Here is a 16,590-nt window from a genome sequence, read left to right as displayed (position 1 = left end):
AGGCATTCCGGACGTCCCTACGGTCAGCTTCATGGCTGCGGAACTGCACAACGTCGTCGGCGGTGCCCGGATCGCCGGGCGGCGCACCTTCGAGAAGATCGACCCGGTCGACGGGTCGCTCGTCGCGCACGTCCACGAGGCCGGTCCGGACGTGGTCGACGCGGCGGTCGCGGCCGCGCGCGCCGCGGTGGAGGGGCCGTGGGGACGCGCTTCGGTCGCTGAGCGCACCGCCTTGCTGCGCCGGATCGCCGACCGGATCGAGGAGCGGTTCGAGGATTTCGTCGCCGCCGAGGTCCGCGACACCGGAAAGCCGGAGCACCTGGCGCGCGACCTGGACGTGGCGCGGGCGGCGACGAACTTCCGTTCCTTCGCCGACACGATCGCGGCGGCCGGTCTCGATTCCTTCCTGACGGATCTGCCCCACGGCCGGAAAGCGCTGAACTACGCGGTGCCCAAGCCGCTGGGCGTGGTCGCGGTGATCGTGCCGTGGAACCTGCCGCTGCTGCTGCTGACCTGGAAGGTCGCGCCCGCGCTGGCCTGCGGCAACGCGGTGGTGGTCAAGCCGTCCGAAGAGACGCCCTCGACGGCGGCCCTGCTCGCCGAGGTGATCGCGGAGGCGGGCGCGCCGTCCGGGGTGTATAACGTCGTTCACGGCTTCGGGCCGGACTCCGCCGGGGAGTATCTCACCACCCACCGCGGCATCGACGGCGTCACGTTCACCGGCGAATCCCGGACCGGCTCCGCGATCATGCGCGCGGTCGCTCCGTCGGTACGGCCGGTTTCCTTTGAGCTGGGCGGAAAGAACGCGGCGCTGGTGTTCGCGGACTGCGATCTCGACCAGACCCTCGACGGACTCGCCCGGTCGGTTTTCCTGAACACCGGGCAGGTGTGCCTGTGCACGGAGCGGGTCTACGTCGAGCGGTCCGTCTTCGCCGCGGTCGCGAACGGGCTCGCCGAGCGGGCGAAGGCGTTGCGCCTGGGCCGGCCGGGCGATCCTGGCACCACGACGGGACCGTTGATCTCCCAGCGGCACCGGAAGAAAGTCCAGTCCTATCTGGACCTCGCGGTCGCCGAAGGCGCGACGGTGCTCACCGGCGGCGCGGTCCCGGAACTCGGACCGGAGCTCGCGGGCGGGTCGTGGATCGAGCCGACGGTGTGGACCGGGCTGGACAACTCCGCGCGGGTCGTGCGCGAGGAGGTCTTCGGGCCGGTCGCGGCGCTGATCCCGTTCGATACCGAGGACGAAGCCGTCCGGCTGGCGAACGACACCGACTACGGGCTCGCCGCCGCCGTGTGGACGACGGACCTGGAGCGCGGCCACCGCGTCGCGCAGCAGATGCGGGTCGGGATGGCCTGGGTCAACACCTGGTACCTGCGCGATCTCCGGTCGCCGTTCGGCGGTGCCGGGCTTTCGGGCATCGGCCGGGAGGGCGGCCTGCACTCGATGCACTTCTACACCCAGCCGACGAATGTGTGCGTGCAGCTGTGACCGTCGAGGACCATGCCGCGCGGCTTGACCGGGCGACCGCCAGCGGGCAGGCGATCCCGCAGCTCAGCAGCACCGGGCCGATGAGCCTGGAAACCGCGTACGCCGTGCAGCACGCCGGAATCGCACTGCGCGAGGGGCGCGGCGAGCGGCCGGCCGGGGTCAAACTGGGCTTCACGAGCAAGGCGAAGGCCGAGCAGATGGGCGTCTCCGACGTGATCGTCGGCTCGCTGACCGACCGGATGCGGATCGAGGACGGCGGGATATTCGACGTCGGCCGCGGGGTGCATCCGCGGGTCGAACCCGAGGTCGCGTTCCGGCTCGGCCCGGACGCCGGGATCGTCGCCGTCGCGCCCGCGCTGGAGATCATCGACAGCCGGTACCGCGACTTCACCTTCAGCCTCGCCGACGTCGTCGCCGACAACACCTCGGCCTCAGCGTTCGTGCTCGGGCCGTGGACACCGCTCGACCAGGTGGCGGCGCTGGCCGTGGCCCTGCTTTTCGACGGCGAGATCGTCGCGTCCGGCTCGACCGCGGACATCCTCGGCGACCCGCTGCGGGCGCTCCCCGCCGCACAGCGGATGGCCGCCGCGTACGGGCACCGCCTGCTCGACGGGTCGGTGCTGCTGGCCGGTGCGGCGACCGCGGCGGTCGCGCTGAAAGCGGGCACGCACGTCGAGGCCCGGGTCGCCGGGCTGGGTTCGGTTTCCGTTCGCACGAAGGAGGGGTGAGCGTGGCGCAAGCCCATGTCGTCGCCGGGAAGGCGACGCCGCGCGGGCGGTTCCCGCACGTGAAAGTGGTCGGGGACCTGGTCTTCGTCTCCGGCACCAGCAGCAGGCGGCCGGACAACACGTTCGCCGGCGCGGAGGCCGACGAGTCCGGCGTGACCGCTTTGGACATCCGGGCGCAGACACGTGCGGTGATCGAGAACATCCGCGACATCCTGGCCGCGGCAGGCGCGGGCCTCGACGACCTCGCGCAGCTGACCGTGTTCCTGGTGAACATGAACGATTTCGGCGGCTACAACGAGGTCTACGGCGAGTTCTTCGACGAGAACGGCCCGGCCCGCACGACCGTCGCGGTGCACCAGCTGCCGCATCCGCATCTGCTCATCGAGATCCAGGCGATCGCCCGGATCCCCGGCAAGGAGGAACGATGACCGCCATCCCGCCCGTGTTCGACTTCGCGAAGTGGATCGAAGAGCACGAGGACGAGCTGAAGCCGCCGGTCAACAACAAGCAGATGTGGGCCCCGATGGGCGATTTCATCGTGCAGGTCGTCGGCGGGCCGAACCAGCGCACCGACTACCACCTCGACCCGTACGAGGAGTGGTTCTACCAGTACCAGGGCGACATGCACGTCAACCTGATGACCGAGGACGGCCCGCGGCGCGTCGACATCCGCGAAGGCGAGATGTGGATGCTGCCGCGGAACGTGCACCATTCGCCGCAGCGTCCGCAGGAGGGCTCGATCGGGATCGTGATCGAGCGCATCCGGGAGGAGGGGACGCTTGAGAAGTTCGTGTGGTTCTGCCCGGAGTGCGACGCGAAGGTGCACGAGGTGGAGCTGCAGGTGCGGGACATCGTCGACGACCTGCCGCCGGTGTTCGAGCAGTTCTACTCGTCCGAGGAAGCCCGGACCTGCGGCGCCTGCGGGACACTGCACCCGGGGAAGGGCTGAGCGTGCGCGCGATCGACGTCCACAGCCATTTCGTCCCGCACGGCTGGCCCGACCTCGGCGAGGGAATGCCGTGGCTGCGCGCGGAAACCGAACGCGAGGCCATGATCATGGTCGGTTCGGCGGAGTTCCGCCGGATCCGGTCCGACTGCTGGGACGCGTCCGTCCGGCTGCGCGACATGGACGCCGACGGCATCGAGGCGCAGGTCGTCTCGCCGACGCCGGTGTTCTTCGGCTACGACACCAGCCCGGGCCACGGCGAGAAAATCGCCCGGGTCTTCAACGACCTCGCGCTGGAAATCTGCGCGCCCGCGCCGGACCGGCTGCTCCCGTTCTGCCAGGTTCCGTTGCAGGACACCGACGCCGCCTGCCGCGAACTGGACCGCGCGGTCGCGGCCGGGCACCGCGGCGTGGAGATCGGCAACCACGTCGGCGACCGCGACCTCGACGACGCGGGCGTGGCGACGTTCCTCCAGCACGCGGCTTCGCTCGGCGTCCCGGTGTTCGTGCATCCGTGGGACATGCCGGACGCGCCGCGGCTGGACCGCTGGATGGCGCGGTGGCTGACCGGGATGCCCGCGGAGACGCATCTGTCGATCATCGCGATGATCCTCGGCGGGGTGTTCGACCGGGTGCCGCCGAGCCTGCGGATCTGCTTCGCCCACGGCGGCGGGTCGTTCGCGTTCTGGCTGGGACGGCTGGAGAACGCCTGGCATCAGCGGGCGGACATCATCGCCACGTCGGAGAAGCCGCCGTCGGAGTACGTGGGGCGGTTCAGCGTCGATTCGGTGGTGTTCACCGAGGCGGCGCTGCGGAATCTGGTCGACACGCTCGGGGCGGGGCAGGTGCTGGTGGGCAGTGACTATCCGTATCCGCTGGGGGAGCGCCCGGCCGGCGGGGTGGTGCGGCGGGCGGAGTTCCTGGACGAGGCCTCGCGGGAGTTGTTGCTGCGGGGGAACGCGAAGCGGTTCCTGGGCTAGCCCAGGCCGAGGTGGTCCCGCAGCGTCGGCCCGCTGTAGTCCTCCCGGAACACCCCGCGTTCCTGCAACCGCGGCACCACCTGGTCGGCGAACTGGTCCAGCCCGCCCGGCGTCACGTGCGGGACCAGGATGAACCCGTCCGACGCGTCGGCCTGCACGAGTTCGTTCATCGCGGACGCGACGGTCTCGGCGGAGCCGATGAAGTTCTGCCGTCCGGTGACCTCGATGATCAGTTCCCGGCTCGACAGGTGCTTCGCCTCCGCCAGCTGGCGCCAGTCATGCGCGGTCGCGATCGGGTCGCGGTGCATGCGGACGCTCGCGCGGCCCTTCGAGATCAGGTCGCCGACCACCGGGTCGAACGCCGGGAGCGGGCCGTTCGGGTCGTGGTCGCTGAGGTCGGTGTTCCAGAGCTGTTCGAGGAACTTGATCGCGGTCTGTTCGCTGACCTGCTGCAACCGGACCTCGTGGGCGAGTTCGTGCGCTTCGGCGTCGGTGTCGCCCAGTACGAAGGTCGCGGCGGGGAGGACGACCAGCTCGTGCGGGGAGCGGCCGTATTTGGCCAGCCGGCCCTTGACGTCGGAGTAGAACGCTTGGCCTGCTTCGAGGGTGCCGTGCCGGGTGAAGATGGCGTCGGCGGTCGCGGCGGCGAATTCGCGGCCTTCCTCGGAGTCTCCGGCCTGGATGGTCACCGGGCGGCCTTGCGGGCTGCGCGGGACCGGGAAGCGGCCGGAGATGTCGAAGTGGGCGTCGTGGTGGGCGAAGCCGCCGCCGTCGGCCAGGAAGCGGCCGGATTCCTTGTCCGCGAGGAGTTCGTCGCCGCGCCAGGAGTCGAAGAGCTCCCACGCCGTGCGCAGGAAGGTTTCGGCGCGGGAGTAACGCTGGTCTTGCGGCAGGAAGCCGCCGCGGCGGAAGTTTTCGCCGGTGAAGGCGTCCCACGACGTGACGACGTTCCACGCGGCTCGACCTGCGGAAAGATGGTCGAGGGAGGCAAATTGGCGGGCCACCTCGAACGGTTCGTTGAAGGTGGAGTTGATGGTGCCGGCCAGGCCGAGGCGGTCGGTGACGGCGGCGAGCGCGGACAGCACGGCGAAGGTGTCGGGACGGCCGACGACGTCGAGGTCGTAGATTTCGCCGTTCTGTTCCCGCAGCCGCAGGCCTTCGGCGAGGAAGAAGAAGTCGAACTTGGCGCGTTCGGCGGTCTGGGCCAGCTTGACGAACGAGCTGAACTCGATGTGGCTGCCCGCTTCGGGGTCGCTCCACACGGTGGTGTTGTTGACCCCGGGGAAGTGCGCGGCGAGGTGGATGTGCTTGGCAGTCATGGACATCTCCCGGGACTCAGGCGGCGTAGCGGTTGGCCGGGCGCGGCAGGCCGAGCAGCCCGCGCAGGGTCGGGGCCTCGTATCCGGTGCGGAACGCGCCCCGGCCGCGCAGTTCGGGGACCAGCGCGCGGGTGATGGCGGTCAGGTCGTGCGGCAGGGCGCCGGGGCGGAGCCGGAAACCGGTCAGGCCGGCGGCGTGCCAGTCGAGCAGGAGGTCGGCCAGCCGAGCCGGGGTGCCGGTGAAGACGTGCGCGTCCGAGGCGAACTCGGCGCGGTCGTCCAGGCGGGCTTTGCGATCGGCCGCGGCGCGCTCGGTTTCGTCGAGGAAGACGACGAGGTCGGCGAAAACCTGAACGGGCGCATCTATTTCGTCGATGATCGACGCGGCGTGCGCGCGGTCGTTCGGGGTCACGTACACGACGTCGGCCTGGCGGGCGGCGAGGCGATAGGCGTCGGGACCGTGCGCGAGCGCGGCGACGATCGGCTGGCCCTGCGGCGGACGCGGCGTGATGGACGGGCCTTTGACGGAGAACCAGCGGCCCTCGAAATCGATGTAGTGCAGTTTGCCGCGGTCGACGAACCGGCCGGTGGCGACGTCGCGGATTTCCGCGCCGTCCTCCCAGCTGTCCCACAGCCTGCGCAGCACCTCGACGTAGTCGGCGGCTTCCTCGAACAGTTCCGGTACCTCGGGCGGCGTGCGGCGGCCGAAGTGCCGGAACTCCTCCGGACTCCCGGAAACCTGCACGCGGACCCCGGCGCGGCCGGTGCTGACGTAGTCGAGCGTCGCGATCGCCTTCGACAGGTGGAACGGCTCGGTGTGGGTGACGACGGCGGTCGGGATCAGGCCGATGCCCGACGTCAGCGGCGCGATCCGCGAGGCGAGCAGCACGGCGTCCAAACGGGTTTGCGCGCGGTCGGCGCGGGCCGCCGGCCCGGCGGGGTCGCGCAGGGAGAGGAAGTCCTCGAAGGTGACGAAGTCCAGGTGCGCGGCTTCGGCTTCGTGGACCAGTTCGGTCCAGTATCCGGCGGTGAGCAGGTCGGCCGGGCGGGCGTCCGCTTCGCGCCACGCGGCCGGATGCCAGCCGGCGCCTTCCAGCGCGACGGCGAGCCGTGGTCCGGTGAGCCCTGTCATGCTGTGTCCTTTCCCCGTGGATGCCAGCAGTGTGGCGCGGAAACCGGGGCGGGAGCGACGGCAACCAGCTTCTGGGACAGTCGGCGGGAACGGGAATAAACCGGTTGCCCGGCGTCAGGCCGACGCGGTGTGAACCGGATGCACACCGGCGGAGCGGAAATCAACGACGACCTGGTCGCCCGGCTGGCGCGCGGGGCTGCCGAGATCAGCCACGAACAGCGCTGGCTCGCGCCGCGGCTGCCGGCGGCGTCGCCGGAAGTGCTCGCCGGAGGATGGCCTGGCGAGGGCTTCGAAGGGGCGGTCGGCCTCGACGCTTCGGGTGTACCGGAGGGCAGCCGTGGGCGTGGCCCTCAGCGTTAGCCGAGGTCGATCCGGATCGTCAACAGGTCGGTGCCGAACGCCCGCACCGCCGTGCTGTTCAAGCGCGGCAACGACTTCAGCCGCGCCCGGGCGTCGTCATCGGGGAGCAGGCGGGCGACCCCGCGCAGCCAGCGGCCGTGCAGGCGCAGCCGGACGCGCGGGTCGGCCTGGATGTTGCGCACGTACTGCGACCGCTCGCCGAATTCGGACACCAGCCAGAATTCCTGCCCGACGCGGCGGCCGCCGATCGGGGTCCGGCGGGGGAGACCTGAGCTGCGGCCGGTCGTTTCGAGCAGCGTCTGGCCGGGCAGCCGCGACAGGACGGGGTTGCCGAGCCGCCGCTGGAACGTCGTGACGATCCGGTGCTGGAGATCGCCGGGCCGGGCCTGCCCGGCGGCGTGCCGCAGCCGGGCCGGGATGACGAGTTCGTGGATCGGCACCGCCACGGCCCACAGCTGGCGGGCGGGGAACCGGTCGTAGGTGACTTCCGTGGTCCAGTACACGCGGTCCGCGTCGAGGTGCACGATGTTGCGCGTGGTCAGCAACGGCGAGGGCGCTTCCAGCACGACCCGGTCCGGCGTGGCCGAAGCGATGGCCCAGCCCAGCACCCGGTCCGGCGAGAGGCGAGTGGTCAGGCCGAGACCGAGCCAGCCCGCGCGCAGGAAGCCCCGCATCGGCGGCGGAGCGCCGTCCCAGACCGCGCGAGCCCACTGCAGTGCGTCGCGCTTGTCCCTGTCCGGGCGTTCGATGTCCACTGTGGACGTGAAATCCGGCACCTCGCCACGTTAGCACTGCTGGCCGCTCACGACGCCGGTTTCCAGCCCAGCTCCGGACCCAGCCGGGTGGCCAGGTCGGTGAGGATCTGCACATAATCCTCGTGCTCGAAGGTGAACGGCAGTGCGAAGGCGACCTCGTCGATCTCGCGGAAGGCGGCGTGCCGGTAGAGCTGTTCGGCGATTTCGGCGGAAGTGCCGACGTAGTCGCGCGAGAACAGCAGTCCGCCCGGGCCCTGCGGGGTTTTCGTGCGCGGCAGGCGTTGCGCCGCGTAGTCCTCGTACTTCGCGCGCTGCTCAGCAGTGGCGCTGTCGGTCGGAATCACCACCAGGCCTTGCGAAACCCGAGCCCGCGCCCCGTCCGGATGGTGCGACCGGAACGCGCGTACATGCGAGAGCTGGATCTTCTCGAAGTCCGTCGAGCCCTCCTCGGCGCGGACGACGCTGCTGGTCAGGTAGTTCATCCCGGCTTGTCCGGTCCAGCTCGCCGACCGGGTGCTCGCGCCGCCGTACCACAGGCGCCCGGCCAGTCCGGGCGAATGCGGCTGGACGCGGCCGGAGAACGTCTCGATGCCTTCGACCCCGCTGAACGTCGCCGCGGGCTCGCCGCGGACCAGCGACAACAGCCGCGAGACCCGGTGGTAGCCGAAGTCTTCGCGGTCGCCGGTGTCCGGGTACAGCGCGCCCCGGACGTCCTCGTAGTGCGTCGGCGGGCTGACGCTCACGCCCGGGTTGAGCCGTCCGCCGGACAGGACGTCGACAGTCGCCAGGTCCTCGGCCAAGCGCAGCGGGTTTTCCCAGCCGAGCGGGATGACCGCGGTGCCCAGTTCGATCCGGCTGGTGCGCTGGGTCGCCGCGGCGAGCACGGCGACCGGCGACGAGATGCCGTACTGCAGGTGCCGGTGGCGGACCCAGGCGCTGTCGAACCCGAGCTGCTCGCCGAGTTCGAGCACCCGAAGCGTGGATTCGTGGCCCGGCCGCGGATCGTCGCCGTCGAACAGGCCGATCGTCAGGAAACCCAGTTTGCGCAGCGGATGCGTTTCGCTCGGCACGGCGGATCCTTTCTCGGGTCGGCCAATCCGGAATAACCGCGGACCAGCCCGGGTTGTTCCGGCTCGCTGACACTGAACGCGGGGGAGTACGCACGATGCGAGCCTTGTCCATCACCCGCTACGGCGGTCCTGAAGTCCTCGAAGAGATCGAGGCGCCCGAGCCCGTTCCGGGGCCGGGCGAGGTGACCATCACGGTCTCGCACGCGTCCGTCGGGCTGATCGACGCGCTGATCCGCCGCGGCACGCTCGCGGAGTACGACTACGCGCCGAAGCCGCCGCTCGTGCCCGGGCTTGAGGTCGCGGGCACGATTCGCGCGGCCGGACCGGGGAGCGGCTTCTCGGCCGGGGACGAGGTCGTCACGCTCACGCTGCCCGGAATGGGCGGATACGCCGACGTCAAGCTCGCGCCCGCCGCTCTCGTCGTGCCGCTGGCCGGCACCGGCGTGGAGCGCGCGCAGGCTGTGGCCGGTCTGGCGAACACCGTGACGGCCTACCTCTCGCTGACCGAGGCGGTGCGGCTGCCGAAGGCCGCGCGGGTGCTCGTGCACGGCGCACTCGGCGGCCTCGCCTCCGTATACCCCGAGGTGGCGCGACTGCTCGGGGCGCGCGAGGTCGTCGGCACGGTCCGGCGGGCCGAGCAGGTCGAGGCGGCGAAGCAACTCGGCTTCGACCGTGTGCTGCTGTCCGGAGACCTTGGCGAGCTGGCGGCCGAGCGGTTCGAGGTCATCGTCGACCCGGTGGGCGGCGGCCTGCGGATCGCATCGCTGGACCTGCTCGCGCCGATGGGCCGGATGCTCGTCGTCGGCAGCGCGGGCAGCGAAACCGCGCCCACGGTGGACTCGAACGCCGTGTGGGGCAAGAACATCGGCGTGGTCGGCTTCAACGTGGGCGGTTTCCTGGCCGCCGACACCGCGCCCGCCCGCCCCGCCGCGGACGCCGTGTTGCCGCTGTACACCGACGGCCGGATCCGGTTGCCGGTCACCGTCCTGCCGATGGCGCAGGCGCGCGAGGCGCACCGGCGGATGGACGAGGGCGAGGCCGTCGGCCGGCTGGTGCTCGCCAACTAGCCCCACCGCCAGGAACCGAACCCGCGCCGTGAGGCCCACCCTGAGGGAATCAGATTCCCTCAGGGTGGCCCTCACGGACGGTGCCTCCGCTCCGGGAGCGTGGTTTCGGGTGTCCGGTAGCACGGCGGACGTCACGCGCGCACCTGCTCGCCGCCGGGGATCGCGGCCAGCAGGTCGCGGGTGTACTGCTCGCGCGGCCGCAGCAGGACGTCGTCGGCCGGGCCGGATTCGAGGAGCTTGCCCTGGCGCATCACCCCGACCTGGTCGGCGATCTCCCGCACCACGGCCAGGTCGTGGGTGATGAACAGGTACGTCAGGCCGAGTTCGTCCTGCAGCTCCACCAGCAGGTTCAGGATCTGCGCCTGCACCGAAACGTCCAAAGCGGACACCGGCTCGTCCAGCACGACGAGATCCGGCCGCAGCGCCAGCGCACGGGCGATCGCCGCGCGCTGGCGCTGGCCGCCGGACAGTTCGGCCGGTTTCCGGCGCAGCACGGACGACGGCAGCGCGACCTGGTCCGCCAGTTCGGCGACCCGTTCGGCCCGGCCGCCGACGCGGAACGCGCGCAGCGGTTCGGCGATCACGTCCGCGATGGAAAAACGCGGATTCAGCGAGGCGTACGGGTTCTGGTAGACGAGCTGGAAGCGGCGGCGCAGCCTCCGCAGTTCGGCGGGGGACAGCCGGGTGACGTCCCGGCCGTCGAAGGTGACGGTGCCCGCGGTCGGGGTTTCCAGGCCGGCCGCCATGCGTGCGGTGGTCGTCTTGCCGGAGCCGGATTCGCCGACCAGCGCCAGGGTGCGGCCGCGAGTGAGCCGGAACGACACGTCGTCCACCGCTTGGACGGCACCGGCGCGCGAGGAGACGAAAGTCTTCGAGACCGCGTCGAGGGACAGCAGGATCTCCGGACCCTCCGCGCGGCGGGGCCGGAGCGGTTCGCGGCTGAGACTCGGTGCCGCGGCGAGGAGCCGTTGCGTGTAGTCCTGCGCCGGCGCGGCGAGGAGTGCGCGGGCCGGTCCTTCCTCGACCAGCCGTCCCTCGGAGAGCACGACGATCCGCCCGGCCCGGTCCGCGGCGACGCCAAGGTCGTGCGTGATCAGCAGGATCGCGGTGCCGTCGTCGGCGGCCAGCTCTGCGAGGTGGTCGAGGATCTCCTTCTGCACGGTCACGTCGAGCGCGCTGGTCGGCTCGTCGGCGATGATCAGCCGCGGTTCGCCCGCGAGCGCGACGGCGATCAGCGCGCGCTGCCGGAGCCCGCCGGACAGCTCATGCGGATATTGCCGCGCGCGCAGTTCCGGCCGGTCGACCCCGGCCCGGCGCAGCAGTTCCACCGCGCGAGCGGGGGCTTCGTTCCTGGCGGCCAGGCGGTGGATCAGCAGCACCTCGGCCACCTGTTCGCCGATCCGCCGGACCGGGTCGAGCGACACCGTGGGATCCTGCGGCACCAAAGCGATCCCGGTGCCGCGCACCTGCCGCCAGTCCCTTTCCGGCAGTGTGGTCAGGTCGCGTCCCTCGAAAGCGATCCGTCCGCGGCGGACCAGCCCGCCGCGCGGCAGCAGCCCGATCGCGGCGTGCGCGGTGGTGCTCTTCCCGGAACCGGACTCGCCGACCACTGCGACGATCTCGCCCGCTCCGACCCGCAGGCTCACGTCGCGCACGGCAGGCACCACGCCGCCCGAGGTGCGGTATGAGACCGCCAGTCCGCTGATCTCCAGCACTTGTCAGCTCCGTTCGCCGTCGAGCGCCCGGGAAACGCGGTTCGCCGCCAGCACGACGGCCGCGACGGTCAACCCCGGGAACGTGGTCATCCACCAAGCGGTGGCCAGGAAATTGCGTCCGCCGGCCACGAGCGCGCCCCATTCCGGCGACGGCGGGCTCGCGCCGAACCCGAGGAAACTGAGCGCGGACACTTCGAGCACCGCAGTCCCGACCGTCACCGTGGCCAGCACCAGCACCGGCCCCAGCGCGTTGGGCAGCACGTGCCGCCCGAGCACCCCGGCCCAGCGCACACCGGACGCGCGGGCCGCCTCGACGAACACGCCGGACCGCACCCGCAGCACCTCGGCGCGCATCAGCCGGGCGAACGCGGCGAGGTTCGCGACCCCGACCGCGATCGCGACGTTCGTGGTGCCGAACCCGAGCGCGGTCACCAGCGCCAGCGACAGCAGGATCGCCGGAACCGCCTGGAGGACGTCGACGATCCGCATCACGACCGCGTCGAGCCATCCGCCGCGGAACCCGGCGAGCAGCCCCAGCGCGGATCCGGCGGCGAAGGCGACCAGGACCGCGAGCACGGTCGCCCGCAGGGACAATCCGGCTCCGTGCACGACGCGGGCGAACACGTCGCGACCGGTTTCGTCGGTGCCGAACAGGTGGCTGAGCGACGGGCCTTGGAGTCGTTCGGACGGGATGCCGGTGATCGGGTCCTGGCCGGTGAGCAGGGCGGGGGCGAAGGCCGCGATCAGCACGGCGGCGAGCACGACCCCGGAGAGGAGCAGGCCTGGGCGGCGGAGGAGAAACCGCTGGGACAGCACAGCTTCAGACATGCGCGGACACCTCCTTGCGCACGGACACCCGCGGGTCCAGCAGCGGGTACACGAGGTCGACGACCAGGTTGAGCACCACGAAGAAGAACGCGGCGAGCACGATCACCGCCTGCACCACGGGCACGTCCTGCGCGGTCACCGCCGACGCGGTCACCCGGCCGAGCCCGTCGCGGGAGAACACGGTTTCGGTCACCACCGAACCGGCCAGCAGGTTGCCCGCGACCACGCCCACCAGGGTGAGCGCGGGCAGTCCGGCGTTGCGCAGCGCGTGTCCGAAGTGGACTCGACGACGGCTCGCGCCCTTCGCGCGCACGACCTCGATGTACGGCTCGGCGAGCTGCGTTCGCAGGCTCTTCGCCAGCACCTGCGCGATGATCGCCCCGGTCGGCAGGGAGAGCGTGACGGCCGGGAGGACGAGCGACGCGAAACCGGTCGACCCGAGTGCCGGGAAGAGGCGCAGCTGGAAGGAGAACAGCTGGATCAGCAGCAGCCCGACCCAGAACGTCGGCAGCGAGGTGCCCAGCGGCGGCAACGAAAGCAGCAGCTGGCTCACCCAGCGGGAGCGGGTGAAGGTGCCCAGCACGGCGATCCCGCCGCCGAAGACGATCGCGAGCACTAATGCCAGCCCGGAGACGGCGAGCGTCGGCGGCAATGCGGTGAGGACCTGGTGCGTGGCGTCGTCGCCGGTGGCCACCGATGTGCCGAAGTCGCCGTGCAGCGCGGCGAGGAGGTGCCTGCCGTACTGCACGAGGACCGGGTCGTCCAGCCCGTACTCGGCGCGCAGGGCGGCGATCTGCGCCGGCGACGCGCTGGGACCGCCCTCGGCCGAGCCGAGTTTGGTCAGCACCGCGTCGCCGGGCAGCAGGTACAGGATGACGAACGACAGCGTGAACGCCGCCCACAGCACCACTACGGCCTGCAGAACGCGGCGAAGCAGCGGGAAGCTCTTCACGAGCCCGAGACCCAGGCGTCGAACAGCTGCAGCCGCGAGGAAGCCTCGAAGCCGACGTCATGCGCGTTCGGGCCGACGCCGAGCACCTGCGTCAGCTCGAACACCGGGATCGCGTAGGCCTGCTCCACGATGGTCCGCTGCGCCTTTTCCGCCGCGGGCTTGCGCTTCGCGGGGTCGACGGTCGCGGACTGTTCGGCGAGCGACGCGTCGAGCGGGTTGTCCGCCGGCAGCTTGCTGCGGTTGTTCGTCTTCGTGGAGAACTGCTGGCGCAGGATGTCCGGGTCGGCGCGGGTGACGTTGTACCAGAGGAAGTCGTACTGGCCGGCCTGCTGCAGGCGGGTGACCTCGGCGTTGGTGTGCAGCTCGATCTTGAGGTCGAAGCCGATCTTGCGCAGCTGCTGCTGGATCAGCTCCAGCACGCTCTGGTTCTGGTTGAACACCGGGGAGAACAGCACGGACGCGGTCAGCCGCTGCCCGTTCTTGGTCCGGATCCCGTCCGGGCCGGGGACCCAGCCGTCGGACTGCAGCAGCGCCTGTGCGCCCGCCGGGTCGTAGGCGAGTTCCTTGGACAGATCGGTGTACAGCGGCGTCGCGGAGCCGAGGATGCTCGTGGCGGGCTTGTAGTTCGGGGTGAGCACGGTGCTGGTGACCTCGGGCCGGTTCACGCCCTTCGACACCGCCTGGCGCACCTTCTGGTCGGCGAGGACGCCGCGGGTCACGTTCGCGTGCAGGTTGAACACGATGCCCGGGTTGGGCCGCACCGGCTCGGCGAAGCCGTTGCCGGAGAACTGCGGTTCGTCCACCGGCTGGACGTCGGTGATCGCGTCGAGCTGGCCGGAGGTCAGGCTGCCCGACCGCACGCCCGGTTCCGGCACCACGCGGAAATCGATCTTGTCGACGTATGCCTCGCCCTGGTGCCGCCACAACGGCGAACCCCAGTGGTAGCCGGTGCGCTTGCTGAGCACGATGTCCTGGTTCGGCTTGAGGCTGGTGAACACGAACGGACCCGAGCCGATCAGTCCGGCGCCCTGGCAGCGCTGCTCGGCGGTGCGCCGGAAGGCCGCGGGCGCGAGCACGCCGAGCGACATCGTGGAGCTGGCCTGGAGGAACTGTGCGCTGGGCTGGGTGAAATCGAGCCGGACGGTGGCCGGGTCGACCACCGTCGCGCCGCGGTAGGCGGCCAGGTAGCTGGACCCGAGCAAAGCCTTCGCGCCGAGCGCTTTGATGCCGTCGAAGCTGGTCTTCACCGCGGCGGCGTCCACCGGGGAGCCGTCGGAGAAGGTCGCGCCGGAGCGGAGGTGGAAGGTGAAGCTCGTGGAGTCGGGGCTGACCGTCCAGCGGTCGGCGAGCCAGGGCGTGATCGCGCCGGTTTCCGGGTCCTGGTCGGTGAGCGAATCGACCAGCTGACGGCCGACGTTCACCGAGGCGTTGGTGCTGACCTGCTGCGGGTCGATGCAGTCCGGATTGGACGAGATGCCCAGCCGGAGCGTGCCGCCCGGGCGCGGGGGACCGGCGTCCTGCGGACTGGCGCCGCCCGCCGTGCCGCACGCGGCGAGCAGCAGCGGAAGGGCCAGCGCGAAGGCGGAACGGGACCGCGCGCGGGCAGGACGGCCGGGTCGGGGCGGGGTGTGGCGGGGCACGGAATTCCTCCAGCGGGGACGGAACGGATGCGTCCAGCTCAACCGTTCGCGGCGGTTCGCTGAAGCCCGTCCCAGCAGGTGAACCGCTGTCCCGCGATCCGGCCGGGAGCTCGGATTCCGGTTGACGGACAAGGGAAAGCGTGGCCCGCGCCCGCGTGATAACCGGTGCGGTTTTGTTCGGCGAGGAGGTCCGGAGAACGGGAGCGCACGCCGGTGTGCTGCGGAAAACCAGTTGCGCCGCGGGGGAGACTGGCGGGCATGGCGGGGTGGGGTGGGAGCGGGTCGGCTTGGGTCCGGCTGCAAGCGGTGGCGGTGTCCGGTTCGACCTGTGAAGGGCTTTTGCTCGCGGCGCTGCCTTTGCTGGCGGTCTCGATCACCACCGACCCGCGTGCGGTGTCGCTGGTGAACGTCGCCGGGCAAGCGCCGTGGCTGCTGCTTTCGCTGTTCGCCGGAGTGGTGATCGACCGGGTCCGGCGGACGGCCGTGCTCGCTTCGGCGTACGCGGTGCAGATCGTCGCCGCGCTTACGTTGGCGCTGCTCGGTTCCACTGGTTCGCTGAGCCTGCCCGCGCTGCTGGTGGTGGCGTTCGTGCTCACCACGGCGCAGGTGTTCGGCGACGGCGCGGCGGGCTCGGTGGTCCCCGAGGTCGTGACGCCGGATCAGCTCACCATGGCCAACTCCCGGCTGCAGGTGATCGACCGCGGCATGGTCCAGTTCGTGGTGCCGCCGGCGACCGGGCTGCTGATCGGGATCGGTGCGGGGCTGCCCGCGTGGCTGGCGGCGGTCGCCGCGCTGGTCGCGTTGCTGCTCGCGCGCGGGATCCCGTCCGCGAAACCGGTGCGCACGCCCGCGCATCCGCTGAAGGACGTGACGGCCGGGCTGCGCTATCTGGTCGGCACGCCGCTGTTGCGGTCGATCACCGTCGCGGTCGCGCTGGGGTCGTTCGCGGCGGCCGCGGGCAACTCGATGCTCGTCCTGTACGCCACGCAGGAACTGCGTCTCGCGCCGTTCGGCTACGGCGTGCTGCTGGCCTGTCTGGCGGTCGGCTGGGTGGTGTCGTCTTTCTTCGTGGACCGGTTCGTGCGCCGGTTCGGCTACTCGACGGCGATGCGGATCGCGCAGGCGTGCGCGGTGCTGAGCCAGCTGCTGATCGCGATCGTGCCGCCGTGGCCGGTGCTGGTCGGCGCGGTGCTGATCTTCCTCACCGCGACGACGTTGGTGTGGAACGTGTGCTCGCAGTCCAGCAGGCAGCGGTTCACGCCGCCGGAGCTGCTCGGGCGCGTGCTGACCAGCCATCGCGCGCTGGCCTGGGGCCTGACGCCGCTGGGCGCGCTCGCGGGCGGGTTCGCTGCGGTGCACTGGAGCTTGCGCGGGGTGTGGGTGATGGCGGCGGCGGTCCAGTTGCTCGGGACGTCGCTGGTGTGGCGGCGGCTGAGCCCGGCGGCGTTCCGGGAGGCCGCGGCCGCGATGGCGCGCTGAGTCAGGAGCGCTTCGGCAGCTTCCAGCCGGGGCGTGGGAAGTGGCAGGTGTAGCCGTGCGGGTAGCGCTGCAGGTAGTCCTGGTGTTCCGGTTCGGCTTCCCAGAAGTCGCCGGCCGCGGTGACCTCGGT

17 protein-coding genes are annotated in these 16,590 nt (G+C 71.3%); 8 read left to right on the top strand and 9 right to left on the bottom strand.

The features are described from left to right. Positions 1-31 precede the first annotated feature (31 nt). Genes BM362_RS43515 through BM362_RS43495 form a run of 5 tightly spaced genes read left to right on the top strand, consistent with a single transcriptional unit; the run spans position 32 to position 4,143 of the window. The gene (locus tag BM362_RS43515) at positions 32-1,489 is read left to right on the top strand and encodes a 2-hydroxymuconic semialdehyde dehydrogenase (protein ID WP_093577124.1); all 1,458 of its coding nucleotides are present in this window, start codon (positions 32-34) and stop codon (positions 1,487-1,489) included. Further along, positions 1,486-2,217 (top strand): 2-keto-4-pentenoate hydratase, encoded by a 732-nt coding sequence (locus BM362_RS43510; RefSeq protein WP_208865520.1) that lies wholly within the window; start codon positions 1,486-1,488, stop codon positions 2,215-2,217. Before BM362_RS43515 ends, BM362_RS43510 begins: the two co-directional genes overlap by 4 nt. A 2-nt stretch (positions 2,218-2,219) precedes the next feature. Further along, positions 2,220-2,645, top strand: a complete 426-nt coding sequence (locus BM362_RS43505; RefSeq protein ID WP_067595597.1) for a RidA family protein — start codon at positions 2,220-2,222, stop codon at positions 2,643-2,645. Further along, positions 2,642-3,166, top strand: coding sequence for a 3-hydroxyanthranilate 3,4-dioxygenase (locus BM362_RS43500; RefSeq protein ID WP_093577122.1), 525 nt, complete (start codon positions 2,642-2,644; stop codon positions 3,164-3,166). The genes BM362_RS43505 and BM362_RS43500 overlap by 4 nt, the downstream gene beginning before the upstream one ends. A gap of 2 nt (positions 3,167-3,168) precedes the next feature. Beyond that, complete coding sequence (locus tag BM362_RS43495; RefSeq protein ID WP_067595600.1) at positions 3,169-4,143, top strand: amidohydrolase family protein; 975 nt, start codon at positions 3,169-3,171, stop codon at positions 4,141-4,143. Here the strand turns inward: BM362_RS43495 and BM362_RS43490 are convergent. Both BM362_RS43490 and BM362_RS43485 read right to left on the bottom strand, forming a co-directional pair. Then, a complete protein-coding gene (locus BM362_RS43490) occupies positions 4,140-5,462 on the bottom strand; it encodes an NtaA/DmoA family FMN-dependent monooxygenase (RefSeq protein WP_093577121.1) in 1,323 nt (440 codons plus the stop codon). The two genes, BM362_RS43495 and BM362_RS43490, sit on opposite strands and share 4 nt — an antisense overlap. A 16-nt stretch (positions 5,463-5,478) precedes the next feature. Further along, positions 5,479-6,594, bottom strand: coding sequence for an LLM class flavin-dependent oxidoreductase (locus BM362_RS43485; RefSeq protein WP_093577120.1), 1,116 nt, complete (start codon positions 6,592-6,594; stop codon positions 5,479-5,481). Between the two features lie 138 nt (positions 6,595-6,732). On the opposite strand from BM362_RS43485, the gene BM362_RS43480 reads away from it, so the two are divergent. Beyond that, entirely contained in the window at positions 6,733-6,954 is a 222-nt protein-coding gene (locus tag BM362_RS43480) for a hypothetical protein (protein ID WP_208865519.1), read from the top strand. Here the strand turns inward: BM362_RS43480 and BM362_RS43475 are convergent. Together BM362_RS43475 and BM362_RS43470 are read right to left on the bottom strand one after the other, a co-directional pair. Continuing rightward, positions 6,951-7,730, bottom strand: coding sequence for a nitroreductase/quinone reductase family protein (locus BM362_RS43475; RefSeq protein ID WP_244287476.1), 780 nt, complete (start codon positions 7,728-7,730; stop codon positions 6,951-6,953). The genes BM362_RS43480 and BM362_RS43475 overlap by 4 nt on opposite strands. Positions 7,731-7,756: 26 nt before the next feature. Further along, positions 7,757-8,779 (bottom strand): LLM class flavin-dependent oxidoreductase, encoded by a 1,023-nt coding sequence (locus BM362_RS43470; protein ID WP_093577119.1) that lies wholly within the window; start codon positions 8,777-8,779, stop codon positions 7,757-7,759. Positions 8,780-8,874: 95 nt separating this feature from the next. Here BM362_RS43470 and BM362_RS43465 point away from each other — a divergent pair, with 95 nt between their 5' ends. After that, positions 8,875-9,846 carry a quinone oxidoreductase family protein gene (locus tag BM362_RS43465; protein WP_093577118.1) on the top strand — a complete coding sequence of 324 codons (972 nt, stop codon included), beginning with the start codon at positions 8,875-8,877 and terminating at the stop codon, positions 9,844-9,846. 131 nt (positions 9,847-9,977) lie between these two features. On the opposite strand, the gene BM362_RS43460 is transcribed toward BM362_RS43465, so the two are convergent. Genes BM362_RS43460 through BM362_RS43445 form a run of 4 tightly spaced genes read right to left on the bottom strand, consistent with a single transcriptional unit; the run spans position 9,978 to position 14,915 of the window. Continuing rightward, positions 9,978-11,561, bottom strand: coding sequence for a dipeptide ABC transporter ATP-binding protein (locus BM362_RS43460; RefSeq protein ID WP_093577117.1), 1,584 nt, complete (start codon positions 11,559-11,561; stop codon positions 9,978-9,980). A 3-nt stretch (positions 11,562-11,564) separates the two neighbouring features. Then, complete coding sequence (locus BM362_RS43455; RefSeq protein ID WP_067595616.1) at positions 11,565-12,389, bottom strand: ABC transporter permease; 825 nt, start codon at positions 12,387-12,389, stop codon at positions 11,565-11,567. Next, positions 12,382-13,341, bottom strand: coding sequence for an ABC transporter permease (locus tag BM362_RS43450; protein WP_093577116.1), 960 nt, complete (start codon positions 13,339-13,341; stop codon positions 12,382-12,384). Before BM362_RS43450 ends, BM362_RS43455 begins: the two co-directional genes overlap by 8 nt. Next, entirely contained in the window at positions 13,338-14,915 is a 1,578-nt protein-coding gene (locus tag BM362_RS43445; protein ID WP_093577167.1) for an ABC transporter substrate-binding protein, read from the bottom strand. Before BM362_RS43445 ends, BM362_RS43450 begins: the two co-directional genes overlap by 4 nt. Before the next feature lie 324 nt (positions 14,916-15,239). Here BM362_RS43445 and BM362_RS43440 point away from each other — a divergent pair, with 324 nt between their 5' ends. Continuing rightward, positions 15,240-16,460: an MFS transporter gene (locus BM362_RS43440; RefSeq protein ID WP_093577115.1), complete on the top strand. Its 1,221-nt coding sequence runs from the start codon at positions 15,240-15,242 to the stop codon at positions 16,458-16,460. Position 16,461: 1 nt separating this feature from the next. On the opposite strand, the gene BM362_RS43435 is transcribed toward BM362_RS43440, so the two are convergent. Beyond that, the coding region (locus BM362_RS43435) for a peptide-methionine (S)-S-oxide reductase (RefSeq protein ID WP_208865527.1) at positions 16,462-16,590 on the bottom strand (129 nt) is incomplete at its 5' end.

Origin of the sequence: Amycolatopsis rubida (genome assembly GCF_900115345.1) — a bacterium.
GTDB lineage: Bacteria > Actinomycetota > Actinomycetes > Mycobacteriales > Pseudonocardiaceae > Amycolatopsis > Amycolatopsis rubida.
The sequence above is the reverse complement of the archived record's forward strand: the minus strand, read 5'-3'. Positions and strand labels throughout refer to the sequence as shown.